Source organism: Streptomyces sp. NPDC055815, from assembly GCF_053616475.1.
Window position 1 is genome coordinate 147,431 of the sequence record NZ_JBSHDU010000003.1, and the last position, 26,244, is coordinate 173,674.

The following is a 26,244-nucleotide window of genomic DNA, read 5'->3' on the forward strand; positions in this document are numbered from 1 at the left end:
GGTGTGCTCAGGCGGCCTCGCGGGCCGCGCGGTACAGGGCGCCCGCGACGGCGAGGTCCTCCCAGGCCATGCCGACGCTCTTGAAGAGCCGCGGGCGCCCGGAGGGGACCCGGCCGCGCACCAGGTCGGCGAGGGTGCCCGTGATGTGCTCCTCGCCGATCGCCCCCTCGGCCAGGGGGACGAGCAGGTCGCCGGCCTCGCGGAGCGCCGCCGAGCGGGCCTCCACGTAGACCTCGGCGCGGGCCACGAGGGCCGTGTCGGTCTCCCGGGCCGCCGGCTCGTGCGAGCCGACCGCGACGACGGTGGCGCCGTCGGCCACCAGCGTGCCGTCGAAGAGGGGTTCGCGGGCCGTGGTGCAGCAGACGACCAGATCGGCCCCGGCCACGTCGTCGGCCGTGCCGGCGCGGGCGGACACGTCGAGCGTCCGCGCGTATCCGGCGAGGGCGCGGGCGCCCACCTCGTTGCGCCCGACGACGACCGCCTCGGCGACCTCGCGCACGCCGAGGACGGCCTCCAGATGGCCGTACGCCTGGGGCCCGGTGCCGAAGAGGACGAGCCGCAGGGGCCGGTCGTCCGGCGTCAGATGCCGTACGGCGAGCGCCGATACGGCCGGGGTGCGCAGCTCGGTGAGGACCGCGCCGTCGAGCAGGGCGAGCGGCTGGAGGCTGCCGCCGTCGAGGAGCAGGTAGGAGCCGGTGATGCGGGGCAGCCCGAGGGCCGGGTTGCCGGGGGCCACGCCCGCGATCTTCACTCCGGCGTACGTGTGATCGGCGGCCGCCATGAGGAGGAGCTCGCCGGCCGGGACGGGCACAGCGGTGCGGGGCGGGGCGGTCTCGGGGTCGAACCCGGCGCGCAGGACGTCGGCGAGGACGTCGACGGTGGCCGCCGGGGTCAGGAGGCGGGTCATGGCGGGGGCGTCGATGTGCAGCAGGCCGGTCCTGGCCGTCGTGGTCGTCGTCATGCTGCTGCTCGTGGACGTCAGGCTCGTCTCGGTCGTCAGGCTCGTCTCGGTCGTCAGGCTTGTCTTGGACGTCAGGCTCGTCTTGGTCGTCACAGCAGGAATCCTGTGCCCAGCTCGTCGTGGGGGTCCAGGACGAAGGTGTGGGTGCCGGTGCGGTGGGTCGCGCCGGTCACCTCCGTGATCCCGCCGGGCAGCAGCCGGCCCGTGAACACGGTGTCCGCCACGGACTCGTGCGTGAGGGTGTCCCCGGGGGCGAGGCGCCCGTCCTCGCCGAGCAGGGCGAGCCGTGCGGAGGTGCCGGAGCCGCAGGGCGAGCGGTCGATCTGGCCGTCGGCGAAGACGGTGACGTTGCGCTGGCGAGGCCCCTGGGGAGTGTCGGGCAGGTCCTCGTACAGGATGACGCCGTACACGTCGTGCTCGGGGAGCGCGGCGCGGATCTCCCGTCCGGCCCGGACGAGCGCGGGCAGGGAGCCGCGCGTGGTGTCGAGGCCGAGGGCGGCCGCGGGGACGGAGGCGTAGCAGGCGCCCGAGTCGGCGAGGTCGACCTCGACGGTGCCGGAGGCGAGGGTCACCGGGACCTTGCGCGCCAGGACGCGGGTCGGGACGTTGCGGAAGGTGACGCCGGTGGTGCGGCCGCCCGCGCGGTGGACGGTCGCGGTGACGCGCCCGGAGGGCACGTCGATGCGGACGGGGACGTCCCCGTCGTCGGGTGCGGGGACGCGGCCGGTGTCGACGGCCCAGGCGCCGAGCGCCATCGTGCCGTGCCCGCAGGCGGTGGAGTAGCCGTCCTTGTGCCAGAACAGCACGCCGAAGTGGGCGCCGTCGTCGTCGGGCGGGACGATGAAGCCGCCGTACATGCCGGAGTGTCCGCGTGGTTCCCGGACCAGGAGGCGGCGCAGCTCGTCGAGGGGGCCGAGCCGGAGCGCGAGGGCGCGGCGTTCGGCGACGGTGTCGCCGGGGATCGGCGGCAGGTCCTCGTCGACGATCCTGAAGGGTTCGCCTGCGGTGTGGTAGTCGGTGGTGCGGACCGAGTGCGGGGTGGTGCTCACGACGTACGGCCTCCGGAGGAAGGGTTTGTGGTGCCGGGCCGGCCCCTCCCCCCGTGGAAGGACCGGCCCGGACGGTGTGCGGTGCGGTGCGGTCAACTGCGGAGGGGGCCCTCGCAGCTGTAGGACGACGTGCCCGCGACCTTGGTGGACCAGATGTCGATCGGTCCGAAGCTGCAGTTCATGTCGGCCAGGTTGTTCGAGGCGGCGCCTGCGCGGTCGAGGATGAAGTAGTCGACGGTCTCGGACATGTCCTTGAAGTTCTGGTCGGAGCTGGCCCAGTTGGACAGGTTGGCGGTGATCCGCCCGGTGCAGAGGAAGCGTCGCTTGCCCGGCTCGCCGTTCTCCACGCAGTCGGGGTTGCTGGCGGTGGCGGCGGAGAAGGAGGACTTCACGGACGCGACGTCCGCGTCGCGCAGCTGGGCGTTGGGCGTGTACGTCGTGTTGGGGACGTACAGCTGGTCGACCTTGGCGATCTGCGCGTCGAGGAAGCGGTCGTAGTCGCGCTGGAGGGCGGCGTCGGAGCTCAGCCGGCTGCGCCAGGCGTCGTACGCCGTCACGTCGTTGTTCCGCAGGTGGGTGTACATCTCGCGGAGCAGCGAGGGCTTCTCGGTCCAGAGGAACTCGAAGAACGTGCCGGCGTAGTTGTAGAAGCGGAAGCCGTCGCCGTCGTAGGTGGCGTGGAGGATCTGGTGGAGGTTCATCCGGGGGCCGCCGCCGGCGGTGTCGTTGATGATGCCGCGGACGAGGGACTTGCGGACGGCGATGCCGTTGTCGCGGGTGGCTCCGTCGAAGAACTCGGCGGTGCCCTCGTCCATGGCGGTGGTGCGGTCGCCCTGGTACCAGGGGCCTTCGCCGAAGGAGCCGGGGACGGCCCAGCGGCCGTTGAGGTAGTGGGTGTACTCGTGGCGGAAGAGCTCTTCCAGGGTGAGGGAGGAGTCCTGGGGGACGCGCCGCTGGTAGGTGTAGAAGGTGGCGCCGCGCTCGATGTAGATGCCGCCGTTGTTGGTGCCCATGCCGGTGAGGATGGGGTGGTAGTTCTCGTAGTCCGCGCGGGAGGCGTAGAGCACGATGTTCAGGGTGGAGTTGGTGTCGCCCGCGAGCGGCTGCTCCGTGCCGAGCACGCGGTGGTACTGCGCCTTGACCTGCTTGCTCGCGTAGTAGAGCTGGTCGACGGTGGCCCGGTCGAGGGCGGTACGGACCTTGATGGCTCCGTTGTCGTAGGTGTACGTGTACGGGAAGAGCTGCTTCTCGATGTCCTCCTTGCACACGCCGTACGGCTTGCAGGCCTCGTAGAAGTTCAGCCAGGAGACGACCTTCGCCCACTGCTCGCTGCCGCGGCCGAAGGTGTTGACGACGGTGGTGAGCAGGGTGCCGAGGTCGGCGACGGTCGCGTCCCTGAGGCCGTCGACCTGGCCGAAGCGTCCGTACTCGCCGACGGCGTCGCGGGCGACCCAGGCGTTGGCGGTGCCCTTCAGGTGTCCGTAGCCGGCGAAGGCCTTGTAGACCGCGCGGTACGCCGGGTCGGCGGCGACGGCCGCGTGGAAGGCGCTGTCCTGGTTGCCCGGGTAGATGCCGAGGTAGTTCACCGAGAGACCGGCGAGCGCGGCGCCGGCCCAGGCCGGGTCGAGGTTGGTGGCGGTGTGCGAGGGGTCCATGGTGGCCAGGACCCGCTTGATCAGACCGAGTTGGTACTGGCGGAGGCCGGGCGCGCTGGCCGCGTAGAGCGCTTCGCGGAGGGTGTTCGCGTTGGTCTTCGTGACGTCGAAGGTGCGGGCGGCGGCTCCGAAGTCGGCGACGGCCTGCCGGATCGCGTTCACGGTGGGCGCGTCGGTGGTGTCGATCTCGTCGCGTGAGTAGTCGTGGTACGCCACGGCGTGCAGGTAGGTGAACATCTCCTCCAGGTGCGAGGAGTTCCGTCCGTCGTGGGCGGCGGACAGGGTCGATATGCGGCGGGCGACGGCCTGGACGTGGGCGTCGGACATCACGGGGGCGAGCCGGGCGTCCCAGGTCCATATGAGGCCGCGCAGACAGCCGTCGGCGGTGACCGCGGGGTCGGCGAGGAAGTCCGCGAACCGGTCGGGGGCGAGGCCGGTGATCCCGTCGAGGGTGCAGGGGACTCCGGTGGTCGTGGTGGCGGCCGCCGCGAACGAGCGTGCGGTCGTGCCGGCCGGGGCCCGGCCCGGAACGCGGCCCGTGGCGTGGCCGCCGGGGGCGGGGGCGGGCCCGTAGCTGGTGCGCGGGGCGGCGGCCAGGTGCTCGACCTCGTCGAAGGGGTTGGCTCCCGGCTGCGCCTGCGGGGCCGGTGCGCCGAGCGCGGGGGCCGGGGCGGGCTTGTCGTCGGTGCTCGCCGCGGAGGCACCGGCCTGGCCGACGGAGGCGAGGAGGGTGACGGCGATGGCGGAGGCGAGCAGGGACGAGCGCACACGTCTGTGGAGGGACAACAGAACTCCTGCTGGTGAGGGGGGTTGGTGCGGGGATGGGTCCGCGGCACTGGTCAGGTGCGCGAACTGGTCGCTGTCGCACGGCGTATGACGGACGTTCATCAGACCGTGTGCGCTGTAACATAGTAATGTGAAATTGCACTGACAACCCCTGTGGCGGCATCACTTCCCCGGCGGCGCCCGCAAGCCCCCGCCGAAGTGGGTCAATCCGTCGCACAAGCCTCAGGATTCGGCGTGCTCGCCGCGCTGCCGCAGCAGGTACCGACGATCTCCATCGCCCGCAGGTGTCCCGCCCCGGCCGCCGCCCGCGGCAGCGGCTCCGCCTTCGCGATCGCCCGACGGACCCCGGGGGCCGACGAAGCCGCGCAGGGGGCTGGTCTTCCGCCCCCTCAACCCCCACCATGCTCGTGACTACTCGTGCGTAACTCATCTGAGGGGGAAGCGTGTTGAGACTCCGTGGCCGGACCGCCGTCGCACTGCTCGCCGTCGTCGCGTCCCTGTCCCTGCCGACGGCTCCGGCCCAGGCCGAGGCGTCCGCCCGTACCCCCGTCGTCTTCGTCCACGGCTACAACGCCGACCCCGGCGTCTGGGGCGGGCTGCGCGCGGACCTCAAGGCCGACGGGTACACCGACGCGGAGCTGTTCTCCTTCGGCTACGACACGCACCAGTCCGTCAACGAGGTCCTGTCCGGCCAACTCGCCGCCTACGTCGACGGCGTGAAGCGGCAGACGGGGGCGAGCCGGGTCGATCTCGTCGCCCACTCCTTCGGCAGCCTCGTCACCCGCTGGTACGTGAAGTTCGACGCCGCCGGCCCGTCCTCCGTCGCCCACTGGGTCTCCCTCGCCGGACCCAACCACGGCACGAGCACCGCGTGGGCGTGCGCGCTCTGGGACCAGGCCTGCCGCGACATGACCCCGGGCTCCTACGTCCAGAAGCGGCTCGCGGAGGGCGACGAGACGCCCGGAGCCGTGCGCTACGCGACCTGGTGGTCGAACTGCGACGAGGTCATCAACCCGGACAGCAGCGTGCCGCTGGCCGGCGCCGCCAACAACGGCGCCGGGTGTCTCGACCACAACGAACTCCTCGGCGACGACACAGTCTCCCAGGGGGTCCGTGCCTTCCTCCGCTCCTAGACGAGTTCCCGGACCGGCGCCCGGTCGGCGACGGCAGCAGGGGGAAGGTCAGAAGCGCGCGAGGCCGGCGGCGGGGGCTTCGTGCGGCGCGCCGGCGTGGTAGTCGATCGCGCAGTGGGTGACGTCGAGGCCGATGGTGAGGAGGGTCCCCCACTGCTCGTGCCGCGGCTTGTTCGCGTCGGGCCGCATGCAGACGACGGCCTCGGCCCCGCCGTCGCCGCAGAAGGCCCGTGCCCGTGCGGCGGGCGGGAGGCCCGGCATCGCGGTGCGCACCTCGCACAGATGGGCGAGCCGCTCGGCCGTCATCGAGTCGGCCGGGCCGGTGTCCGCGGCCGCGAGTCCGGCGTCGAGGAAGTGGTTGGTGTGGAGCAGCCAGCCGTCCTCGGCCGCCGGGATCACCGCGAGGCCGGCCGGGGAGAGCTCCAGGCTCGCGGCTGCGGAGGCGGTGACCACGGTCAGCGAGGTGGACGCGCTGACGCGTGCGGTCGAGGCGATCTCGACGGCCCGGTCGAGGGTGTCCGCCTCGTCGAGGATGCGGCGGGCGACGGCGTGCACGGGTACGCCACCGCTCGCGGAGTCGGACGCGTGGAACAGGATGTTGAAGTGCACGCCGAGGCCGCCGCTGTTGACGCCGATCTTGCCGGGGGCGCCGAACTCGGTGAAGAGCTTGACCGTGCGTCCCTCGCCCGGCGTCAGCTCGTGCAGCAGCGCGTCCGGGACGAGCAGGTCGTGCCAGTCCCAGGTCTGCACGGTCTGGGGCGCGGCCCCCGCGGGTGCGAACACGGCGGTCGAACACTCGCCCTTCCCGGGCTGCGGACATGCGGCGAGGATCTCGGTGCGGGCGCCGACGGCGGCCACCGTCCACCGCTCGACGCCGGCCGCGTCGGCGCAGGCGTCGGACTCCTCGGCCAGGTGCGGCGCCCAGGCCCGCAGGGCCTCGTGGCTGCGGGTGGCGAGGGAGCGGACCTGGCCGGCGGGCATGCCGAGTGCGGCGAAGTGCTCCCGGTAGAGCTCGGCGACGCGCCGGACCCGGGCGCCGAACCGCGTGCCGAGCAGGGTTCCGCGTTCGCGGGGGTCGGTCGTCTCGGTGGTGAGGGTGTGCAGTTCCACGCGGGTCCCTTCGAGGCTGGTGTGGCCGCATGCCAACGGGGGCGACGGGCATCAAGCTAGGAACGTAAAACGTTTTATGCAATGCTTCGGGGACGCATTCGGGAGGATTCGTTTCGGGACGGGCGGCACGATGGCACGGACGCGGGGCATCACGATCAAGGACGTGGCGCACAGGGCGGGGGTCTCCGTCACCGCCGTCTCGCACGCGCTCAACGACAAGGGCACCCTCAGCGCGGCCACCCGCGCGCACATCCGGACCGTCGCCGACGAGATGGGCTACGAGGCGGACGCCCTGGCCCGGGGCCTGCGCCGCTCCCCGATGGGGGCCGTGGGTCTCGTCCTGCGCTCGCTCGACGCCCTGGGCGACTACGCGCCGGCCGGCGTCGACGTCTTCGAGCGCTTCGTGGGCGCGGCCGCCTCACAGGCCCTGGCCCGCGGCCTCAGCCTCATGCTGGTGCCGGACCTGTCACGGACGCCGGTCCCGCCGCTCGCCTTCTCCCTCGACGGCTACGTCGTCACCAACCCGCACGTGGACGACCCGGTCGTCGCCCGCCTCGAGGAGCGCGGCATCCCGTACGTGACCTACGGACGCCCGCCGGGACGCCCGGACTTCACGCACTGGGCCTCGGAGGACGACGAGGTCGCGGCCCGGCTGATCCTGGACCACCTGACGTCGGCCGGGGCCCGCTCCGTCGCCTTCGTACGGGGCACCGACCCGAACGCCTGGAACCTCGAACACCAGGACATCTACCTCGCCTGGTGCGAGGAGCGGGGCAGTACGCCACGGCTGTACGAGCTCCCCGAGCGCGCGGGCGTCGAGGGCGGCGCGGCCCTCGCGGACCGGCTCGTCGAGGACGGGCTGCCGGACGCCGTCTTCTGCCTCACCGGGCGGCACGCGGCCGGCGTGCAGCGGGGGCTCATGGCGCGGGGCGTACGGGTGCCGGCCGACACGATGGTGGTCGCCGGGTCCGACTCCGAGCACGCGCGCACCAGCCGGCCCGCCATCTCCGCGCTGGAACTGAACCCCGTCGACAGCTCGGCGGCCCTCCTCGACATCCTCCAGTCGCTGATCGCCGGCCGCCCGGCCGACTCCCCCCGCCTCACGCGGGCCCGGTTCCGCCCGAGGGCATCGACCCGGCGGTAGGCCGAAGGGAGGAGCCGGGTCAGCGGGAGAAGAGCCGACCGGTCGGCCGGGGAGCGCGGCCCGAGCGGGCCGCGGCGAGCAGGGCCTCCCTGTCGACGATCTTGACGCGGGGGCGGCCCCGGAGCCGGCCTTCGGCTCGCTCCTGTTCGTCGATGGCCCGCCAGCCGTCGAGGCCGACGGCGTCCGGGTGCGCGCCGGACGCCGGGGTGCCGCCGACGGGCCCGGTGAGGAGCCCGGCCTCGAGATCGTCGAGCAGCGCCGAAACGGTCTCCTGGGCACAGGACTTGTTGGTTCCGATGAATCCGCTGGGGCCGCGTTTGATCCAGCCGGCCACGTACACGCCAGGCCGGACCCTGCCCCGGTCATGAGGCACCGTGCCGGTGGTCTCGTCGAACGGGAGGCCCGGGACGGGCCGGGCGCGGTAGCCGATCGCGCGCAGGACGAGCGAGGTGTCGACGGTCTCGACGGTCCGGGTGTCGGGGGCCGTCCCTTCGACGGTGAGACCCGTCACCCGGTCGTGGCCGACGATCCGTACGGGCCTCGTCCGGAAGCGCAGGACTATGCGGCGCCGCCCCGGTACGGGGGTCCGGGCGGCCAGTTCGGCGAGGACCGCGGTCTTCGGCGTGGCGTCCGCCGGCAGGTCCGCCGGCCACCCCTCGACGAGGATGTCGATGCCGTCGAGGGCGGCGAGGGCGAGCAGTTCGGGCAGGGTGAAGGCCGCCTCGGCGGGTCCGCGGCGGCCGAGGACGACGACCTCGCGGATGCGGCTCGTGCGCAGTGCGGCGAGCGCCCGGTCGGAGATGTCGGTGCGGGAGAGGCTTTCGGGGTCCGCGGTGAGGATGCGGGCCACGTCGAGGGCCACGTTGCCGTTGCCGATGACGACGGCCCGTTCGCCGTCCAGGGCGTAGCGGGTGGCGCTGTGGTCGGGGTGGCCGTTGTACCAGGCGACGAAGTCGGTGGCGGAGGCGCTGCCGGGGAGTTCCTCGCCGTCGATGCCGAGCCGTCGGTCCGTGGCCGCGCCGACGGCGTAGATCACGGCGTGGTGGTCGCGGAGCAGGTCCTCGTGATGCAGGTCGCGGCCGATCTCCGTGTTGAGCCGGTACGTGAAGCCGGGCTGGCTCTCGACGGCCCGGAAGAGCCGGGCGACCTGCTTGGTGTCCTGGTGGTCGGGCGCCACTCCCGCGCGGGCGAGCCCGTACGGGGTGGGGAGCCGGTCATGGACGGTCACCGTCACGCCGGGATACCGGAGGAGCTCGTCGGCGGCGAAGAGGCCGGCGGGTCCGGCGCCGACGACGGCGACCCGCAAGCCCTGCGCGGAGGTGCGGCGTTGCGGGGGCACGACGGCCATCGGCGCCCGGTCCTCGTGCGGATGCTCGTCGTAGTAGGCGCGGTTGAGCGCGAGGAACGGCAACTCGGCGTCGGTGAGCTTGGTGTGCGGCTTGAGCGCGTCCACCGGGCAGGCGGTCGTGCAGGCGCCGCAGTCGACGCAGGTGCGGGGGTCGACGTACAGCATCTCGGTCTTCCCGAAGTCCGGTTCGCCCGGGGCGGGGTGGATGCAGTTGACCGGGCAGGCGAGGACGCAGGAGGCGTCGGCGCAGCACGACCGGGTGACGACGTAGGGCATGGCTCTCCGTTCCAGGGGCCTGCGGGCCGCGTCGGGCGGCGTGCGAGGCGGGTCAGGCGGCCCGCGGGCCGCGTCAGGCGGCGTGCGGGGCGGGTTCGCCGCGGTGGCGGGACGGGCGGCCGTCGATGCGGAGCGCCTTCCACACCCGCCGCGAGGTCCTGTTCATCAGGCCGATGTCCTCGGCGAGCATCCGTACGTCGGAGAAGAGGTCGCGGAGCATCTTCTCGCCGTCGGGCGACTTCCAGAAGATGTCCTTGATCACCCAGTGGGGCACCCCGATGGTCTCGGCGGTCTTCCGGTCGGGAACCATGATGACGTCCCCGAGCACCCGCATGATCACCGGGAAGGCGACCGACAGCGCGCCCCTGCGTGCCCTGCCGTAGCCGGGGACCTTGGCGCGGAGGAACTCGTGGGCGAAGGAGATGTGCCGGGCCTCCTCGGCGACGTGGATCTGCATGAGCCGGCGCATCAGGGGGTGCATGTCCTCGCCGCCGCGCAGGATCGCCTTCTGGAGGTGGTCGATGGGTTCCTCGCCGGCGAGGACGCCGGTGAAGAAGGACTCGGGGATCAGGGAGCCGGCCAGCGGCAGGAAGCGGCTGAGGACACGGAAGGAGCGCCGACCGCCGGGCACGTCGGCGCCCGCGCGGTTCACGAACTCCTGGAACATCTGGGTGTGGTGGCACTCCTCCGTGACCTCGTGGGTGAGGTAGCGGAACTCCGGGTCCTGGTTGCGCAGCGAGAAGAGGTAGTCCATCACACCGCGTATGAGGACGTTCTCGAACTGCATGCCCACCTTGACGATGTTGGCGTACCGCCACAGTCCGATGCGCGTCCGGACCTCCAACGGCTGCTCCTGGTACCACGGGTGGCCGCCCAGGGGGTCGGCCGCGGGAAGGACCCAGCGGGGGTCCGCCGGGTCGATGGCGAAGTCGGGGTGGTCCCAGTCGATGTCGGTGAACGCGTCGAAGTGGATGTGCACCGAGGCCTCGGAGAGGGTCCGGAGCCGCTCGTGATAGCTCTGCACACTGGTCATCGTGGTCCTCCTTCGCTGAGCGCGTGGTCGAAGCGGAGTGCGGGGTCCTCGATCGGCGACCGCCGCAGGGCGCGGCGGTCGCGGTAGTAGTTGTTCCAGATCCGCCACGGGTCGCGGGTGCCCTGGCGGGGCATGATCGCGTCGCCGCGTGCGATGTAGCCGGAGGTCAGCGACTCGCCCATGACGGAGACGGAGGAGCGGTCGGCCTCGGCGGCGACGGGGGTGACGGTGCTGAGGCCGTGCCGGTCCATGTGGGCGACGAGCCGGCTGATGTAGTCGGCGGCGAGGTCGGCCTTGAGCGTCCAGGAGGCGTTGGTGTAGCCGATGATCATCGCCAGGTTGGGGACGCCGTCCAGCATCACGCCCTTGTAGAGCAGGTGGTCGCGGGTGACGACGGGCTTGCCGTCGACGGCGAGTTCCATGCCGCCGGCGAGCTGCATGCGCAGGCCGGTGGCGGTGACGACGATGTCGGCGGGGATCTCCTCGCCGGACCTGACCTTGACGCCGGTCTCGGTGAAGGTCTCGATGTGGTCGGTGACGACCGAGGCCCGGCCGCTCTTCAGCGTCGTGAACAGGTCGCCGCCGGGGACGACGCAGAGCCGCTGGTCCCAGGGCTTGTAGGCCGGGGTGAAGTGGCGCATGTCGACGCTCTTGCCGAGCCGGGCCCGTACCGCCCCGAGGAGCACCCTGCGCATGAGGCGGGGGGCCTTGCGGCACAGGGCGTAGAGGCCGCGCTGCATCGCGATGTTGCGGGTGCGCCCGACCCGGTGGACGAGGGCGGCCGGGACGCGCAGCCGGCGCAGGAGGACCGAGAGGGGGTCGTCGGCGGGGAGGGCCAGGATGTACGTGGGCGAGCGCTGGACCATGGTGACGTGGGCGGCGTCGGGGGCCATCGCGGGGACGAGGGTGATGGCGGTGGCGCCGCTGCCGATGACGACGACGCGCTTGCCGGTGTGGTCGAGGTCCTGCGGCCAGTGCTGGGGGTGTACGAGGGTCCCCCGGAAGCGCTCCTCGCCGGGGAACTCGGGTCGGTGGCCCGCGTCGTAGTCGTAGTAGCCGGTGGCGCCGACGAGGAAGCGGGCGGTGAGGACGTGGGTCTCGCCGGTGGCCTCGTCGAGGGTCTCGACCGTCCAGCGGGCTTCCTCGCTCGACCAGTCGGCCCGGACGGCCCTGCGGCCGAAGCGGATGTGGTCGGTGACGCCGTGCTCCTCGGCGGTGGCCCGGATGTAGCGGCGGATGTCCGTGCCGCCGGCGAGGACCTTGGTGCCGTGCCAGGCGCGGAAGCCGTAGCCGAAGGTGTACATGTCGGAGTCCGAGCGGATGCCGGGGTAGCGGAACAGGTCCCAGGTGCCGCCGATCGCGGAGCGCCGCTCGATGAGGGCGTACGTGGTTCCGGGGTTCCCGGCGAGCAGGTGGCAGGCGGCACTGATGCCGGAAAGCCCCGCACCGATGATCAGCACGTCGACGTGCCGGTTCTCCATGTCCATCCCCTCTGCGGCCGGTGGTGGCGGTGCATTCTCCCCCGCACTCTCCCGGGCACCGGAATTTACCTGCGTCACCGCGTCCAGGGTACCGGCGGTAACGTGACGCGCGCCACCCCCGACGCGCCGCTCCTTCTTGATCGCCGGGTACGATCCACGCCGTGGCCGAGGACAGACACACACGCAACGACGGGCGCCCCGACGGCCGCGACACCCGCTGGACCGGCCACCGGGCCGAGCGCCGGGACCAGGTCCTCACCGCGGCCCTCACCGTCATCGGACGCGAAGGAACGGCGGTCAGCGTGGCGGCGATCGGCGCCGAGGCCGGCATGCCCCGCTCCGTCGTGTACCGGATCTTCCGCAGCCGCGAGGACCTCGACGAGCAGATCCGCGCGCGGATCACCGACGAGCTGATGGCCTCCCTCTCCCCCGCGCTCGACCCCCGGGGCACCATCCGGGAGTCGATCGAGCTCGCCGCCGCCACGTACGTCGGCTGGGTGGCACTGCACCCCGAGCTGTACCGGTTCCTGGGCGCCGGCTCCCCCGCCGTCACGGGCACCCGCACCGCCGTCGCCCTCCACCTCGCGCGGCTCCTGGACTCGTACGCCGACCGGTTCCTCGACGGCGAACCGGCGCCCACCGGCTTCAACCTCAACCTGGCGTTCGGCATGGTGGGTCTGGTGGACGGCGTGGTGAACCAGTGGGCCGCCCACCCCGAGTCGAGGAGCTCCCTCGACGACCTGACCGTCTTCCTGAGCGACGCCCTCTGGGGCCTGCTCGCGAGTGCCACCGCGCGCCTGGGCATCAAGCTCGACCCGGACCAGCCGATCGGGCCGAGCTGACCCGCGTCGACGGGCCGGTGTCCACCGACCGGTGGACACCAGGTTCAACCGGCCGATCCTGTCGGCCGCACCCCTCCGCCGACGAGTCTGGGCGCATGACGAACCCGACCGTACGCATGGCCCGCCACAGCTCCCGGCACCCCTGGCGCGCGCTGATCGGCTGGCTCCTCTTCGTGGCCCTCTGCCTCGGCGCGGGCATCGCCCTCGGCGCCCGCCCCGCGACCACGGAGGACTTCCGCATCGGCGAGGCCGGCCGGGCCGAGGCCCTCGCCGCCGAGGGCGGCCTCCAGCAGAAGCCCCTCGAACGCGTCCTCGTCCAGGCCGCACCCGGCACCGGTCCCGCCGACCGGGCCGAGGCCGAGTCCGCAGCGCGCGAGATCGCCTCCCGCATGCGGCAGTTGCCCGAGGTGCTGTCCGTGGCCGGCCCGGTCGCCGACGCGCACCACACCGCGCTGCGTGTCGACGTCACCATGAAGGGCGCCGAGTTCGACGGGAAGAAGCACGTCGACGCGCTCCTCGCGCAGACCGCCGAGGTACAGGCCGCGCACCCGCGGCTGCTCGTCGAGGAGGTCGGCAGCCCCTCCATCGGCAAGGGCGTCGACAAGCTCCGCGGCGACGACCTCTCCCGTACGGAGGTCATCGCACTGCCCGTCACCCTGATCACCCTGCTGCTCGTCTTCGGCTCCGTGGTGATGGCCGTCGTCCCGCTGCTGCTCGCGCTCTCCTCGATCGTGGCCGCCGTCGGCCTGTCGATGATCGCCTCGCACGTCTTCCCCGACGCCGGGGTCGGCACCAACGTCATCCTGCTCATCGGCCTCGCCGTCGGCGTCGACTACACGCTCTTCTACCTGAAGCGGGAGCGCGAGGAACGGGCCCGGGCCGCCGGCGGACGCCTCGGCACCCAGGCCGTCGTGGAGCTCGCCGCCGCGACCTCGGGCCGGGCCGTGGTGGTCTCCGGGCTCGCCGTGGCCGTCTCCAGCGCCACCCTGTACCTGGCGGACGACGTCATCTTCTCCTCCATCGCGACCGGGGCCGTCGTCGTCACCCTGGTCGCCGTCCTCAGCTCCCTGACCGTCCTGCCCGCCGTACTCACCCTCCTCGGCGAGCGCGCCGAACGCCGCCGGGCCCGCGGCAAGCGGGTACGGGACCGCGCTGCGCGTACGGGCCGTACCGGCGGCCGGCTCACCGCCGCGGTCCTCCGCCCCGTCGCCAAGCACCCCGCCGTGACCCTCGCCGTCTCCACCCTCGCGCTCCTCGCGCTCGCCCTGCCCGTCCTACAGATCAACATCACCGAGATGAGCCGCGAGACGCACTCCCGCGCCATCCCCGCCATGCGTACCTACGACCGGCTCATGGCCGCCTATCCCGAACTGAAGGCCATGCACCAGGTGGTCGTACGAGCGGACGCGGAGCAGTCCGACGAGGTCGCCGGCGCCCTGCGCGCCCTCGCGGACCGGGCGGGCGCCGAGGACCCGGCGATCGGCGGCACTCCCGTCCTGCGGACCTCCGCCGACCGCCGCACGACCCTGCTCGAACTGGCCGTCCCGCGCTCCGTGAACAGCCCCGAGGCCCGGGCCTCACTCGACCTGCTGCGCACCGAACTCGTCCCCGGAACCGTCGGCACGCTCGCCGGAACCGAGGTCGCCGTCACCGGCGAGGTCGCCCGCTACGCCGACTACCCCGACCACCAGAAACGGAAGCTGCCGCTCATCGTCGGGGCGCTGCTCCTCGTCACCTTCGTGATGACGGTCTGGGCCTTCCGGTCCGTGGTCCTCGGGCTCGTCGGCGTCCTCCTCAACCTGCTGTCCGCGTTCGCCTCCCTCGGCGTCCTCGTCCTGGTCTTCCAGCACCGATGGGCCGAAGGGATCCTCGACTTCACCTCCACGGGCTCGATCGGATCCCGCGTCCCGCTGTTCCTGTTCGTGATCCTCTTCGGACTCTCCATGGACTACCAGGTCTTCGTGATCAGCCGGATCCGTGAGGCCCGCGCCGAAGGCGTCCCCACCCGGCAGGCGGTCCTCCAGGGACTCTCCTCGTCCGCAGGGGTCGTCACCAGCGCGGCCGTGGTGATGGTGACGGTCTTCGCGAGCTTCGCCGCGCTCCACCTCATCGAGATGAAGCAGATCGGCTTCAGCCTGGCGGTCGCCGTCCTCCTCGACGCCTTCGTGATCCGCGTCCTGGTCCTGCCCTCCCTGATGCTGCTGCTCGGCGAGGCGAACTGGTGGCCCGCTCGCGGCTTGGCCCGGTCCGCGGAGCCCGAGCCGGCCCGCATCCCGCCGCTGTCCGTAGGCTGACCGCATGACTGACGGGACGACACACGCGGTGCCGGAGCGGCCGGCCCTCACCGCCCTCCGCCGCTGGTACACGGCCGCCTGGCTGCTCCTCGGCCTGGTCCCCTCCGTCATCGGCGTCGGCAACGACTCCGGACCCGTCAAGTGGGCCTCCCTGTCCCTGGTGGCGGCGGCCCTCGCGTACACCGCCGTCCACCGGGCCCGCCACCACGCGCCGGTCTACCTGGCGGCCCTGGCCGCCGGGCTCGGCGTGATGGCGGCCCTCCCCGGCGGCGGCGCGGCCCTCCTCATCGCCGCCCTCCCCCAGTTCTGGTTCCAGAACCGCGGCCCCCGGACCGCCGTGCTGCTCAGCGGCTGCGCGGCGGCCGCGACGGCGGCCGGGAGCATCTGGCGCGACTCGCCGGGGAACGCGGCCGCCGCCCTGACGGGATACGCCGTGTCCGTCCTGGCCGGGCTCCTGCTGCACCGGCTCGTCGCCGACGGCGAGGCCCGCGCCACCGCCCTGGCCGGCGAACTCGCCCTCACCCAGGAACAGTTGGCTGCCGCTCATCGTGCCCAGGGCGCGGCGGACGAGCGGGAGCGGATGGCCCGCGAGATCCACGACACCCTCGCCCAGGGCTTCGCCTCCATCATCGTCCTCGCCGAGGCCGCCCGCACCGGACTCGACGCGGACCCGGAGCAGACGGACCGGCAGCTGCGCGCCATCGAGGCGATCGCCCGCGAGAACTTCGCCGAGGCCCGCGTCCTGGTGGGCTCGGCCCCGCACAGCGGCCTCACCCCCGGCTCCGTCGTCCCGACCCTGCGGCGCACCCTGGAGCGGTTCGCCCAGGACACGGGCATCACGGTCGACGCGGAGCTCGCCGAGGACGTCGACTGCGACCAGCAGACCCGGATCGCGCTCCTCCGCTGCACCCAGGAGTCGCTCGCCAACGTGCGCAAGCACGCCGACGCGAGCACCGTCGGCGTGGTCCTCACCCAGGGTCCGTACGCCATCGAGCTGGAGATCACCGACGACGGGCGCGGCTTCGTGGTCGAGGAGTCACGCGGCTTCGGCCTGGACGGCATGCGCAAGCGGCTCGCCGAGCTCGACGGGGAGCTGACGGTGACCAGTTCGGTGGGGGACGGCACCCGCGTCCTCGCGACCTTCCCCACGCCTGTGCCCACGCCCACGCCCGTGCCTACGACCTCGCCCACGCCCTTGCCTACGACCTTCCCCACGAACGGACGGCCCTGACATGACCGAAGCGCACGCGCCCCTCCGGGTCGTGGTCGTCGACGACCACACCGTGATGCGCGCCGGAGTGGTCGCGCTCCTGGCGCCGGTCCCGGACATCACGGTCGTCGGCGAAGCGGCCGACGGCCGCGAGGCTCTCGGTCTCATCGAGCGGCTGACGCCCGACGTCGCGCTCGTCGACCTGCGGATGCCGGTCATGGACGGGGTCGAGGCCACCGCCGCGATCACCGCGGGCCCCGCCCCGACCCGGGTGCTCATCCTCACCACGTACGACACCGACGTGGAGATCGAGCGGGCGGTCGAGGCCGGCGCGATCGGCTACCTCCTGAAGGACACCACCGCCGAGCAGCTCGCCGAGGCCGTCCGCTCCGCGGCCCGCGGCGAGACCGTCCTCGCGCCCCGCGTCGCCGAACGCCTGGTCGCCCTCATGCGCCGGCCCGCGCCGGTCGTCCTGACCGCGCGCGAACAGGACGTGCTCGGCGCGGTGGCCGACGGCCTCTCCAACGCCGAGATCGGCCGCCGTCTCGTCATCGCGGAGGCCACGGTCAAGACCCATCTCCTGCGCGTCTTCGCGAAGCTGGACGTCAGCGACCGCACCCACGCCGTGGTCGTGGCCCTGGAGCGGGGCCTGCTGCCGGGCAGGGGCTGAGGACGGGCCCGCCAGATCTCGTCCGGCGGGCCCGCTCGTGCGGAAGGCCCGGCATCGTGGGGTCAGGGGCAGCTGATGCGGGAGTCGCCCGGGTCGGTGGTGCAGGAGTCGATGCCGGAGCCGCCGTTGGCGATGTCGTTGCCGGAGACGCCGTCGGTGGTGGTGAGGCGGTCGTTGCCGTAGTAGCCGGCCAGGGTGTCGCTGCCCGGGCCGCCGTCGAGGGTGTCGTCGCCGAACCCGCCGTCGATGTTGTCGTTGCCGAAGCCGCCGTACGCCGTGTCGTTGCCGTAGCTCGCGCGGATGGTGTCGTTGCCTCCGAGGCCGCAGATCACGTCGTTGGAGAAACTGCCGGTCAGGGTGTCCGTACCGCTGGTGCCGATGAGGGTGCAGCCGCGGGAGTTGTTGACGGCGGTGGTCGCGGTGGCCGTGTTGTCGGCGGTCACCGGGTCCGTCTGGGTGGCGCTGACGCCCGCGGTGTCGGTGAGCGTGCCGGTGGCGCGCGGCTCGGCCGTCACCGTGACGGTGGCGGCGGCGCCGGGGGCGAGGGAGCCGAGGGCGCAGGTGGCGCCCGTGGCGGTGGTCGTGCACGTCCCCTGCGAGGGGACCGCGGAGACGAGGGTCGCGCCGCCGCCGGAGAGCGTGTCCGTGAGCGTGACGCCGGTCGCGGTGGCGGTGGAGGACGCCGCGTTGGTGACGGTCACCGTGTAGGTGGCGCGGTCGCCGATGCTCACCGTGGTCGTACCGGACTTGGTCACCGACAGGTCGGCGTACGGCGTGGGCGGAGGCGTACCGTCGCCGCCCTGGTAGCGGGCGAGGGCGAAGGCGAAGCCCGCCCCGTAGCCGGCCGCGACGATGGTGCCGTCCGGCTGGACGAGCACTCCGCGGGCCTCGTCGAAGTCGTTGAAGCCGGTGACCGCGAAGCCGTCGCCGGCGAAGCCGGTGTCGACGGTGCCGTTCGGATGGAAGCGGACCAGGCCGAAGTCGTTGGCCTCGGAGCTGTTCGGGTCGGTGGCCCGGCCGGCGAGCACGATCTTGCCGTTCTGCTGGAGCGCCATGGCGTACGCGATGCCGCCGTCGCCCGGGGCGTTGACCGAGGTGCGCCCGGCCGTGCCGAAGCCCGTGTCGGGGGTGCCGTCGCTGTTGTAGCGGAGCAGGGCGAAGCCGGCGCCGCCGGAGCCCGCCGCGAGGATCTTGCCGTCGGGCTGTACGGCCACGGCCTCGCCGAACTCGGTACTGCCGAAGTCCGCGGTGACCATGCCGTCGCCGCTGAATGCGGTGTCGAGCGTGCCGTTGCCGTTGTAGCGGGCGACGCCGATGTCGAAGGCGGTGCTGCCCACATAGCCGACCGCGACGATCTTGCCGTCCGGCTGGAGGGCCATGCTCCGGGCGATGCCGCCGGCGTCCTGGGGCGAGGTGGGCGTGAACCCGGCGACCACGGTCCCGTCACCGCCGAGGCTGGGGTCGAGGTTGCCGCCGGCGTCGAGGCGGACGAGCGCGAAGCCGCTGCCACCGGGCTTGCCCGCGGCGATGATCCTGCCGTCCGGCTGCACGGCGATGTCGGCGCCGTCCGCTGAGCCGCCGAACTCGTCGATGCGGACGAGGCCGCCGTTGCCGAAGTCCGTGTCCAGGGTGCCGTCGGTGTGGTAGCGGGCCACGGAGAAGAAGCAGCAGCCCCCGCCCTCCTCGGCGATCACCTCGGTGGTGCCGACCACGACGATCTTGCCGTCCGAAGGCTGGATCGCGACGGCGTTGGCCGAGGCGGCCCCGCCCTCGAAGGCGCTGGTCGTCGTGCCCCCGACGCCGAAGGTGGAGTCGAGGTGGCCGTCGGTGGTGTAGCGGGCGAGCGCGAAGCCGGCCTCGCTCGCCCCCACCACGACCAGCTTTCCGTCGCCCTGCCGCGCGATGTCGTGGCCCTCCGCGTACCCGGTGATGGGCGTCGTCACGCGGCCGCCGGTCCCGAAGGTCGGGTCGAGGTCACCGGGGGCGGCGAGGGCGGTGCCGGGCAGGGCGAGGACGAGCGCGAGCCCGAGCGCCAGCGGCGCCCCGGCCCTCCCGCCCGGTCTGCGGCGCCGTGCCGCCGCTCTGAGAAGTGCGTGGGTCATGGGTGGAGGAACCTCCGTCGTCGCAGGTGAACAGTGGTCTCGAAGGGGGACAGTGGTCGAAGGGGGACAGGGGGCAGCGGACAGCTTCGAGCGGGAGCACCCCGCCTCCACGCGGACCGTGCCGCGCTGCGCCCCACTGGCCCTCGGGGAACCACCCCCGCGGGGGAGCGCGTGGGGGCGCGAGGGACGGTGGGCGCCCCTGATGCGGAGTCGGGGGAGGTTCGGGGGCCGCCCGGGGAGATCCCCGGCGCAGGCGGTGGCCGGGGCACCGCGTACCCTCGCCTGCGAAGGCTGTGGGACAGACGGTGGGCAGGGTACGGAAGATGGCTGAGGCGCCCGGGCGGGGTACGGAGTCCGGCGACGGGGACAGGGCGCGGACCGCGACCGTGCGCGTGTTCGTCGCGCTCGCCCCGCCGGACGACGCGAAGGACGAGCTGGCGCGCGAGCTGGGCCCTGCGTACGAGACGTACCCGCGGATGCGGTGGAACCGGATCGAGGACTGGCACATCACGCTGGCGTTCCTCGGTGAACTCCCGGTGGAGACCGTCCCTCTGCTACGGCCGCCGCTGGCGGAGATCGCGGCGGCGCACCGGCCGGTCGAGCTGGCGCTGCGCGGCGGGGGGCACTTCGACGACCGGGTGCTGTGGAGCGGGATCGACGGCGACCTCGACGGACTGCACCGGATCGCCACCGAGGTGCGGACCGTCGTCAAGGAGTGCGGCATCCCCTTCGAGGACCGTCCGCTCCGTCCCCATCTGACACTCGCCCGTGCCCGCCGCGACGATCCGACGTCCGTACTGGAGGTGGCCGCCGCGCTCGCCGGGTTCACCGGCCGCCGCTGGCCGGCCGACCGCCTCCACCTCGTCGGCAGCGACTACGGCCGGGGCCCCGGCCCGATCCGCTATCGCGACATCGAGTCCTGGGCCTTCGCCCGGCGGTAGCCGTGGGTGCGGCACTCGAGGGTGAAGCCGAGTGAGCCGTACAGCCTCGCGGCGGCCAGATTCTCGGCGTCGTGGTTGACCGTGACCCGCCGGAGGCCGAGTTCGGCCATGCGCCGCATGGACTCGGCCATCACCGCCCGTGCCAGGCCGAGGCGGCGGAAGGCCTCGTGGGTGCCGACCGGCTCGAAGTGCCCCAGTCCGTTGCGGGTGTCGACCCAGTGGACGGTGTAGGCGCCGATGCGTCCGTCCGGGGCCTCGGCCACGATCTCGCGGGCCGGGTCGTATCCGGGCCGGGTCATCATTCCGTCGCGGTAGGCGGTGCCCGTCCAGTCGGAGCCGAAGGAGGCGTTGCGTGCCTCGGCGAGGGCCTCGGCGTCGTCGAGGGTGGCCGCCCGGACCGTGAATCCCTCGGGCACCTCGGCGGAGGGGAGATCGGTCAGGTCGCGGGTGTTCACGTCGTCCCAGACCCGGAACTGGGTGAAGCCCAGTTCGTTCAGCAGACGTCCGCGGACCGTGTCGGTCTCGAAGAGGTCGGTGAGGACGTACTCCTCGTCGTCCGCCATGTGCCGCGTGGTGGTGTCGGCGGCGAACGTCAGCATCGCGCGCTCGGTGTCGGTGCCGCGCAGTTCCGGCGCGCAGAAGGCGTCGAACGCCGCGCCGAACCGGAGGCCGATCGTGACACCGCCGATCCGGCCGTCGTGCTCGTCCTCCCAGACGTGCACCAGGTCACCGACGGGTAGACCACGCAGGTTGTCGTACACGCGGTGCGGGAGCTCGCCCACGTGGTCGTAGGAGTCGCGGCCGGCGGTCGCGATCCACTCCGCCACGGCCTCCTGGAGAAGGGGCATGTCGGAGTGGAGGAAGGGGCGCGGTCTGATCATGATCGTCTTATAGCCGGGCCGATCGGAGCGGTTCAATTGAGTTTCCGCCCGGCGGGGACGAGGAGCCGAGGTCAGCGGCCGTACAGGTCGCGGCAGAGGTCGGCGGCGCCCATGGGGGCCTGGATGGACTCGGCCTGGCCGCACAGGTGCCGCATCTCGGGCGGCCGCGCATCCGTCGGGCGGTGCGGGCGGGCGGGGCCGGGCCGGTGGTTCTGCGGGGAGCGGGGGACGGTCCTCGTGACGGGCTTCCTGTTGGCAGGCTTCCTCGGTCTGTTCGGCTTGTTCGGGGTGGTGTGCGGGGGGTTCGGGGCTGCCCTGTGAGCGGGTGGGCGGCGGGCGGTGTGGGCCTCGGTGGCCCTGCCGGCGGTCTTCCGGCCGGGGGCCTTCGTCGGCTGGGAGGTGGTGGGGCGGGGGTCCGTGGTGGTGAGGGCCTCGCGAGGGGCGGGCTCGGTGGGGACGGGCCAGGTGGGGAGGGGCGCGGGGGGACGGTCGGCGGCGGGGGCGAGTCCGCCGGGGCGGGGCGGTGGGGCCGGGGCGGGACCGTGCGGGACGGCCACGCATCCGGTGGTGAGGAGCGCGATGAGCAGCAGGAACGTGGTGCGGCGGGCGTGCATGGGAGTCACGGTGCCCGAGCCTCGGCGGGCGGGGACGGTGGCTCGGCCCGAGTCCACCGTGACGAGTGAACCGCGGCCGTGGGTGGACGGAGTCGTACCGCCGTGTGCGACCCGGATCGCGCTCGCGGCCTCGTCGGCCGTGCTCGGAACAATTCCCTGGCGGGCCCGGGGCCTCGCGCACGAGGATGGGTCTATGAATGATCATCCCGAGCGGTGGAGCCAGGCGACCGTCTACCCCGACATGTGGGCGGATCCTGCCGACGACCCCCGTGACAACGGCGAGGCCCCGGAGGGCGAGCTCGCGACGCTCCAGGACTTCCTCTCCGGTTACCGTCTGACCCTGCGGATGAAGTGCGAGGGTCTGGATCCGGAACAGCTGGCCCGTCGTTCCGTTCCGCCGTCGACGATGTCGCTGCTCGGCCTGATCCGGCACCTCGCCGAGGTGGAACGGGACTGGATCACCTGGATCACCGGTGAACCACTGCCGAAGGTGTACGGCGTGCGCGACGCCGACTTCCACGAGGCCGTCGCCGACCAGGCGGTGGTCGACGCCTCGTACGCCGATCTGGAGCGCGAGCAGGCCGCGGCCGACGCCGCCCTCGCCGCGCACACGGACCTGGGCGAGCGCCTCCCGAAGGACGGGATCGCGGTGCGGGAGCTGATGGTGCACCGGATCGAGGAGTACGCCCGCCACTGCGGGCACGCCGACCTGTTGCGCGAGTGCGTCGACGGGCGCGTCGGCCAGTAGCCGGCCGGCCCGGCCCACGTCACCGGGCCGTGAGGAGCTCCGCCAGTGCCTCGCTCGTGGCCGGGTGGGCGGCGAGGAGCGCCGCGCCCGGCTCCGTCGGGGCGGTGGCCGTGGTCCATCCCTCCGCGCTGCCGAGGAGCTCCGCGAGGGCGTCGCAGGTCGTCGGGTGGGCGGGAAGGAGTGCCGCTCCCCGAGGGGCGGTGCGCGCCGGAAGGGCACGTGGGGCCGCCGGTTGGGCGTGCCAGGGCGGGACCCAGGTGTCCAGGGCTGCGAGCCGGGCCGGGAAGATCCGTCCCGCCTCCCGGATGAGCAGCGGGGCCAGTTCCGACGCGTTCGAGCGGAGGGTCGTGATGAGGGCCGGAAGCCACGGCAGCAGGACGGTGTCGGGCAGGCGGCCGAAGGCGTTCGACACGGCCTCCACCACCACGTCCGCGAGCCCCGGCACCGGCTCCAGGGCGTGCACGAAGCCGCTGAGGTAGCGCGGATAGGACGGCACGACCAGGGGGTTGGCGAGCAGCTCGTCGCAGCGTGCCCGCAGCTCGCCCCGGGAGAGCGTGCCCAGCTGCACCTGCGCCGCCCACAGCAGGGCCGTCTTCGCGGGGTCCTCTGGGTGTGCCTGGGCGACGGCCAGTTCCAGCTGGGTCCGGTCGCAGCCCAGGGAGAGCGCCAGGCTCTCCATGCTGAACAGGAAGCCGAGCATCGCCGCGACCTGTCCCACCGTCGCGTCCTCGTCCCGGAACGCCGTCGGCAGGAGGGTGCAGTAGTGCGCGTACCCGGTTCTGACGAAGGACTCGATCCACGCCGGAAGCACCGGCTCGCTGGTGCGGTAGTAGGCGAGGAGTCCGCGCACCCGGCGAAGGACCTGCGGTGCCCCGTCGACCGTGCGCTCGCCCGCCAGGACGTCGAGGGCGCGGGTGCCGAGCTCCTCGGCGAGGCGCTGGCCGCCCAGGTAGAGGGTGGCGTCCTCGACGGCGGCGAGAACCTCGGCGGTCGTCGCCTGCGGACCGTACGCGGTGCGGCGCAGGCGCTGTTCCAGGACCTGTTCGAGGCTCACGCCCTCGTAGCCGAGCTCGATGAGGGCCCTCTGGTGAGTGCCGAGGGCGAGGTCCCAGGACTCCTGGATCGACCGCTCGCCGAGCCGCCGCTCCCCCATGACCGGCCGTGCGGCGCCGTGCGGCATCAGGCGGCGCAGCATCCACAGGACGTCCGAGCAGGCCCGCAGTTCGGGCCGGGAGGTCATGTCGAGGAGGGCCCGGCGGACCCCGCGCTGCTGGAGGTTCAGCTCCAGGGGGGCGAGCCGGTCGTGGACGTCGCGGGCGAGCGGCGGCAGGGCTTCGTAGCCGACCTGGCCGATCCGGTCGCCGCCCATCATGATCTCGACGAGGCGGCGCACGTCCCGGCGCCCGGGCACGCTGTCCTTCTCGATGCAGGTGACCGCGGCGTCCTGGAAGTCGTACGGGGTGGGCTTGGCCCGGTCCCGCATCCCGGCGAGCAGGATCGAGGTCTCGAAGACGGCGATCGCGTCGGCGGTGGAGGCCAGGTAGCCGTTGCGGCGGGCGGCGCGGACGATGTCCACGGACCAGCCGAGGAGTTCGGACTCGTCGAGGGTGTCGAGGACGGGCGGTCGCTGGAGGAAGCCGGAGAGGCGGTCCTCGGCGGGGGCGGCGGTGTCGGGGAGGGCGGCCGGCGGGGTGGCCCGCATCCCCGTCTCCTGGGTCCCCGTCTTCTTCGTGGCCGTCTTCTTCGTGCCGGCCTGGCCGTCGAGGCGGTACGGCTTCACCCGGGTGCGCTTGAGGTTCTTCGTCCACTGCGTCGCGGCGATGGACACGGAGCCGGAGGCGAGGCCGAACTGGGCCTCGATCGCCGCGTTGCTGGAGGGGATGAGGCCGTACTGCCAGGTCGTGGCCGTGCGCGGGGAGATCTCGAAGCCGTCGCCGCCGTGCACGCCGAACTCGTCGACGCGGCTGGCCGCGTGGAAGGCGCCGCAGACGTACAGGCAGTCCGCGGGGTCGGTGCCGGTCGTGGCGAGGTGCTCGCGCATCCGGGTCCACATGTGGCGCTCGCGGTCCTCGTCGACGCGGACGCGGTCCCCGTCACCCGGGGCGAGCCGCCGGAACAGGCTGCCGATGAGGAACATGACCTGGCGGTAGGTGTCGTGGTCGCTGTCGCCGAGGGGCACCTCGACGTACTGGTGCCACCACTCCGACCAGTGCCGCACCTTGCCGTGGCGCAGCAGGTGTTCCTCGAGTTCGGCGAAGCGCGGCCGCAGGTCGCCGATCTCGACGCCGACGGCCTCGCCGTGGAGCGCCGTCTCGGTCTCGGTGCCGCCTTCCTCTCGGGCGGGCGGCTCGTCGGTGCGGTCGTGCCGGGAGTCCCACTGGAAGACGTGGTCGGAGGAGCGGTCGACGAGGACCAGTTCCACGCCGGGGGTGTCGAGGGCGTAGGCGATGGCCTGGTACTCGGCGGAGGCCTCCGTGATCGGGGCGACGACGGACAGCGGCGCCCAGTCGGGCGGGAAGCCGTCGATGTCGCTCGCGAACGCCTGCACCGCCACCGGCAGCCGGCAGTTGCGCAGCTCGGTGAGGAGCGGCGTCATGTCCTCGCACAGCTCCAGGTACACGACCTTGGGCTGCTTCTCGCGCAGGCGGCGGGCCATGGCGAGGGCGGAGGCAGGCGAGTGGTGGCAGACGGGGAAGATCTCCAGGGGTTCCGCCACGGCGCGGTCGACGTCGTCGACGAGGCCGAGGAGGATGCCTTCCAGGGCGTCCTGACCTCCGGCGAACTCCGCTGCGGCCTGGTGGAGTTGACCGCGCAGGGCGGTGAAGGGGGTCCCGGTCACGACAGCTTCGCGATCGCTTCGCGGCCGCCCTCGAGGAACTCGGGCCACGAGCCGCCCTCTTCCTTGCCGCGCGGCTCGACGACGCCGTGCAGGTACTTGTTGAGGATGGCCAGGTCCTCCGGTTCGCGCCGGGCGAGCGTGCCGACCAGCGAGGCGGCGAGGGCGCGGGCGGTGAGGGTGCGCTCGCCGAAGAAGTTGCTGTGCAGGATCGAGTCCTCGAGGACGCCGATCTGCTCGGCGGTGGAGAGGGCGGACTCCAGCTTCTCGTCGTCGCTGCCGGCCGCGGCGGCGGAGGCCCGCAGGTCGGCGAAGCTCTGGAGGAGGACGTCGAGGAGCGTGGGCGGCACGTCCAGCTCGATGGCGTGCCGGCGGAGCAGTTCCTCGGTGCGGAAGCGGACGATCTCGGCCTCGCTCTTCTTGTTCGTCACGACCGGGATGCGGACGAAGTTGAACCGGCGCTTGAGCGCGGAGGAGAGGTCGTTGACGCCGCGGTCACGGCTGTTGGCGGTGGCGATGATCGAGAAGCCGGGCTTGGCGAAGACGATGTTCTCGCCGTCGGCGCCGTCGAGTTCGGGGACGGAGATGTACTTCTCGGAGAGGATCGAGATGAGCGCGTCCTGGACGTCGCTGGTGGAGCGGGTGAGCTCCTCGAAGCGGCCGATGGTGCCGGTCTCCATGGCGGTCATGATCGGCGAGGGGATCATCGAGGCGCGGGACTGGCCCTTGGCGATGACCATCGACACGTTCCAGGAGTACTTGATGTGGTCCTCGGTCGTGCCGGCCGTGCCCTGGACCACCTGGGTGGAGTTGCGGCTGATGGCGGCGGCGAGGAGTTCGGCGAGCCAGCTCTTGCCGGTGCCGGGGTCGCCGATGAGGAGCAGGCCGCGGTCGGAGGCGAGGGTGACGATGGAGCGCTCGACGAAGCTGCGGTCGCCGAACCACTTCTGCGTCACCTCCCGGTCCAGGCCGTCGGCGCGCTCGGAGCCGAGGATGAAGAGGCGGACCATCTTCGGGGAGAGGCGCCAGGAGAAGGGCTTGGGGTGGTCGTCGATCGACTCCAGCCAGTCGAGTTCCTCGGCGTACTTGATCTCGGCGGGAGCGCGGAGCAGGTCGGACATGCGAAGGGC

Annotated in this window: 20 protein-coding genes; 8 read left to right on the top strand and 12 right to left on the bottom strand. The window is 72.9% G+C overall.

Annotated elements, in window-relative coordinates; genetic code table 11:
- Positions 1–7: 7 nt before the first annotated feature.
- From ACWGN5_RS03830 to ACWGN5_RS03840, 3 genes are all read right to left on the bottom strand, one after another.
- On the bottom strand, positions 8–907 hold the full coding sequence (locus ACWGN5_RS03830; RefSeq protein WP_453511155.1) for an ornithine cyclodeaminase family protein: 900 nt from the start codon (positions 905–907) through the stop codon (positions 8–10).
- A 143-nt stretch (positions 908–1,050) separates the two neighbouring features.
- Positions 1,051–2,010 carry a proline racemase family protein gene (locus ACWGN5_RS03835; RefSeq protein WP_453511018.1) on the bottom strand — a complete coding sequence of 320 codons (960 nt, stop codon included), beginning with the start codon at positions 2,008–2,010 and terminating at the stop codon, positions 1,051–1,053.
- A 92-nt stretch (positions 2,011–2,102) separates the two neighbouring features.
- Positions 2,103–4,451 carry a collagenase gene (locus ACWGN5_RS03840; RefSeq protein WP_453511019.1) on the bottom strand — a complete coding sequence of 783 codons (2,349 nt, stop codon included), beginning with the start codon at positions 4,449–4,451 and terminating at the stop codon, positions 2,103–2,105.
- Between the two features lie 476 nt (positions 4,452–4,927).
- On the opposite strand from ACWGN5_RS03840, the gene ACWGN5_RS03845 reads away from it, so the two are divergent.
- The gene (locus ACWGN5_RS03845) at positions 4,928–5,584 is read left to right on the top strand and encodes an esterase/lipase family protein (RefSeq protein ID WP_453511157.1); all 657 of its coding nucleotides are present in this window, start codon (positions 4,928–4,930) and stop codon (positions 5,582–5,584) included.
- Between the two features lie 48 nt (positions 5,585–5,632).
- Here the strand turns inward: ACWGN5_RS03845 and ACWGN5_RS03850 are convergent, their stop codons facing one another.
- Positions 5,633–6,694: a C45 family autoproteolytic acyltransferase/hydolase gene (locus ACWGN5_RS03850; protein ID WP_453511021.1), complete on the bottom strand. Its 1,062-nt coding sequence runs from the start codon at positions 6,692–6,694 to the stop codon at positions 5,633–5,635.
- Between the two features lie 130 nt (positions 6,695–6,824).
- Here ACWGN5_RS03850 and ACWGN5_RS03855 point away from each other — a divergent pair, with 130 nt between their 5' ends.
- Positions 6,825–7,838 carry a LacI family DNA-binding transcriptional regulator gene (locus ACWGN5_RS03855; protein WP_453511023.1) on the top strand — a complete coding sequence of 338 codons (1,014 nt, stop codon included), beginning with the start codon at positions 6,825–6,827 and terminating at the stop codon, positions 7,836–7,838.
- Between the two features lie 19 nt (positions 7,839–7,857).
- Here ACWGN5_RS03855 and ACWGN5_RS03860 read toward each other — a convergent pair whose 3' ends face one another.
- From ACWGN5_RS03860 to ACWGN5_RS03870, 3 genes are all read right to left on the bottom strand, one after another.
- Positions 7,858–9,462, bottom strand: coding sequence for an FAD-dependent oxidoreductase (locus ACWGN5_RS03860; protein ID WP_453511024.1), 1,605 nt, complete (start codon positions 9,460–9,462; stop codon positions 7,858–7,860).
- A 73-nt stretch (positions 9,463–9,535) separates the two neighbouring features.
- On the bottom strand, positions 9,536–10,495 hold the full coding sequence (locus ACWGN5_RS03865) for an AurF N-oxygenase family protein (protein ID WP_453511026.1): 960 nt from the start codon (positions 10,493–10,495) through the stop codon (positions 9,536–9,538).
- A complete protein-coding gene (locus ACWGN5_RS03870) occupies positions 10,492–11,976 on the bottom strand; it encodes a flavin-containing monooxygenase (RefSeq protein ID WP_453511027.1) in 1,485 nt (494 codons plus the stop codon). Before ACWGN5_RS03870 ends, ACWGN5_RS03865 begins: the two co-directional genes overlap by 4 nt.
- Before the next feature lie 161 nt (positions 11,977–12,137).
- Here ACWGN5_RS03870 and ACWGN5_RS03875 point away from each other — a divergent pair, with 161 nt between their 5' ends.
- The 4 genes from ACWGN5_RS03875 (at position 12,138) to ACWGN5_RS03890 (ending at position 16,992) form a co-directional block, all read left to right on the top strand.
- Positions 12,138–12,818: a TetR/AcrR family transcriptional regulator gene (locus ACWGN5_RS03875; protein ID WP_453511028.1), complete on the top strand. Its 681-nt coding sequence runs from the start codon at positions 12,138–12,140 to the stop codon at positions 12,816–12,818.
- Between the two features lie 95 nt (positions 12,819–12,913).
- Entirely contained in the window at positions 12,914–15,112 is a 2,199-nt protein-coding gene (locus tag ACWGN5_RS03880) for an MMPL family transporter (protein ID WP_453511029.1), read from the top strand.
- A 4-nt stretch (positions 15,113–15,116) separates the two neighbouring features.
- Complete coding sequence (locus ACWGN5_RS03885; protein ID WP_453511030.1) at positions 15,117–16,343, top strand: sensor histidine kinase; 1,227 nt, start codon at positions 15,117–15,119, stop codon at positions 16,341–16,343.
- Position 16,344: 1 nt separating this feature from the next.
- Entirely contained in the window at positions 16,345–16,992 is a 648-nt protein-coding gene (locus tag ACWGN5_RS03890) for a response regulator (RefSeq protein ID WP_453511032.1), read from the top strand.
- Between the two features lie 62 nt (positions 16,993–17,054).
- Here the strand turns inward: ACWGN5_RS03890 and ACWGN5_RS03895 are convergent, their stop codons facing one another.
- Complete coding sequence (locus ACWGN5_RS03895) at positions 17,055–19,094, bottom strand: calcium-binding protein (RefSeq protein ID WP_453511034.1); 2,040 nt, start codon at positions 19,092–19,094, stop codon at positions 17,055–17,057.
- 323 nt (positions 19,095–19,417) lie between these two features.
- Here ACWGN5_RS03895 and thpR point away from each other — a divergent pair, with 323 nt between their 5' ends.
- Positions 19,418–20,035 (top strand): RNA 2',3'-cyclic phosphodiesterase, encoded by a 618-nt coding sequence (thpR, locus tag ACWGN5_RS03900; RefSeq protein WP_453511035.1) that lies wholly within the window; start codon positions 19,418–19,420, stop codon positions 20,033–20,035.
- Here thpR and ACWGN5_RS03905 read toward each other — a convergent pair.
- Positions 19,996–20,916 (bottom strand): GNAT family N-acetyltransferase, encoded by a 921-nt coding sequence (locus ACWGN5_RS03905; RefSeq protein ID WP_453511037.1) that lies wholly within the window; start codon positions 20,914–20,916, stop codon positions 19,996–19,998. The genes thpR and ACWGN5_RS03905 overlap by 40 nt on opposite strands.
- Before the next feature lie 71 nt (positions 20,917–20,987).
- Entirely contained in the window at positions 20,988–21,530 is a 543-nt protein-coding gene (locus ACWGN5_RS03910) for a hypothetical protein (protein WP_453511038.1), read from the bottom strand.
- A 193-nt stretch (positions 21,531–21,723) separates the two neighbouring features.
- Between ACWGN5_RS03910 and ACWGN5_RS03915 the strand changes: the two genes are divergently transcribed.
- Positions 21,724–22,278 carry a DinB family protein gene (locus ACWGN5_RS03915; protein WP_453511040.1) on the top strand — a complete coding sequence of 185 codons (555 nt, stop codon included), beginning with the start codon at positions 21,724–21,726 and terminating at the stop codon, positions 22,276–22,278.
- A gap of 19 nt (positions 22,279–22,297) precedes the next feature.
- Here the strand turns inward: ACWGN5_RS03915 and ACWGN5_RS03920 are convergent, their stop codons facing one another.
- Positions 22,298–25,117 (bottom strand): hypothetical protein, encoded by a 2,820-nt coding sequence (locus ACWGN5_RS03920; protein ID WP_453511041.1) that lies wholly within the window; start codon positions 25,115–25,117, stop codon positions 22,298–22,300.
- The gene (locus ACWGN5_RS03925; RefSeq protein ID WP_453511043.1) at positions 25,114–26,235 is read right to left on the bottom strand and encodes an ATP-binding protein; all 1,122 of its coding nucleotides are present in this window, start codon (positions 26,233–26,235) and stop codon (positions 25,114–25,116) included. Before ACWGN5_RS03925 ends, ACWGN5_RS03920 begins: the two co-directional genes overlap by 4 nt.
- Positions 26,236–26,244: the final 9 nt, after the last annotated feature.

Excerpts from the sequence above, each read along its gene's own strand:
- ACWGN5_RS03830 (WP_453511155.1), bottom strand. The coding sequence starts at position 907 with ATGACCCGCCTCCTGACCCCGGCGGCCACCGTCGACGTCCTCGCCGAC.
- ACWGN5_RS03855 (WP_453511023.1), top strand. The coding sequence starts at position 6,825 with ATGGCACGGACGCGGGGCATCACGATCAAGGACGTGGCGCACAGGGCG.
- ACWGN5_RS03860 (WP_453511024.1), bottom strand. The coding sequence starts at position 9,462 with ATGCCCTACGTCGTCACCCGGTCGTGCTGCGCCGACGCCTCCTGCGTC.
- ACWGN5_RS03865 (WP_453511026.1), bottom strand. The coding sequence starts at position 10,495 with ATGACCAGTGTGCAGAGCTATCACGAGCGGCTCCGGACCCTCTCCGAG.
- ACWGN5_RS03870 (WP_453511027.1), bottom strand. The coding sequence starts at position 11,976 with ATGGAGAACCGGCACGTCGACGTGCTGATCATCGGTGCGGGGCTTTCC.
- ACWGN5_RS03880 (WP_453511029.1), top strand. The coding sequence starts at position 12,914 with ATGACGAACCCGACCGTACGCATGGCCCGCCACAGCTCCCGGCACCCC.
- ACWGN5_RS03885 (WP_453511030.1), top strand. The coding sequence starts at position 15,117 with ATGACTGACGGGACGACACACGCGGTGCCGGAGCGGCCGGCCCTCACC.
- ACWGN5_RS03890 (WP_453511032.1), top strand. The coding sequence starts at position 16,345 with ATGACCGAAGCGCACGCGCCCCTCCGGGTCGTGGTCGTCGACGACCAC.
- ACWGN5_RS03895 (WP_453511034.1), bottom strand. The coding sequence starts at position 19,094 with ATGACCCACGCACTTCTCAGAGCGGCGGCACGGCGCCGCAGACCGGGC.
- thpR (WP_453511035.1), top strand. The coding sequence starts at position 19,418 with ATGGCTGAGGCGCCCGGGCGGGGTACGGAGTCCGGCGACGGGGACAGG.
- ACWGN5_RS03905 (WP_453511037.1), bottom strand. The coding sequence starts at position 20,916 with ATGATCAGACCGCGCCCCTTCCTCCACTCCGACATGCCCCTTCTCCAG.
- ACWGN5_RS03910 (WP_453511038.1), bottom strand. The coding sequence starts at position 21,530 with ATGCACGCCCGCCGCACCACGTTCCTGCTGCTCATCGCGCTCCTCACC.
- ACWGN5_RS03915 (WP_453511040.1), top strand. The coding sequence starts at position 21,724 with ATGAATGATCATCCCGAGCGGTGGAGCCAGGCGACCGTCTACCCCGAC.
- ACWGN5_RS03925 (WP_453511043.1), bottom strand. The coding sequence starts at position 26,235 with ATGTCCGACCTGCTCCGCGCTCCCGCCGAGATCAAGTACGCCGAGGAA.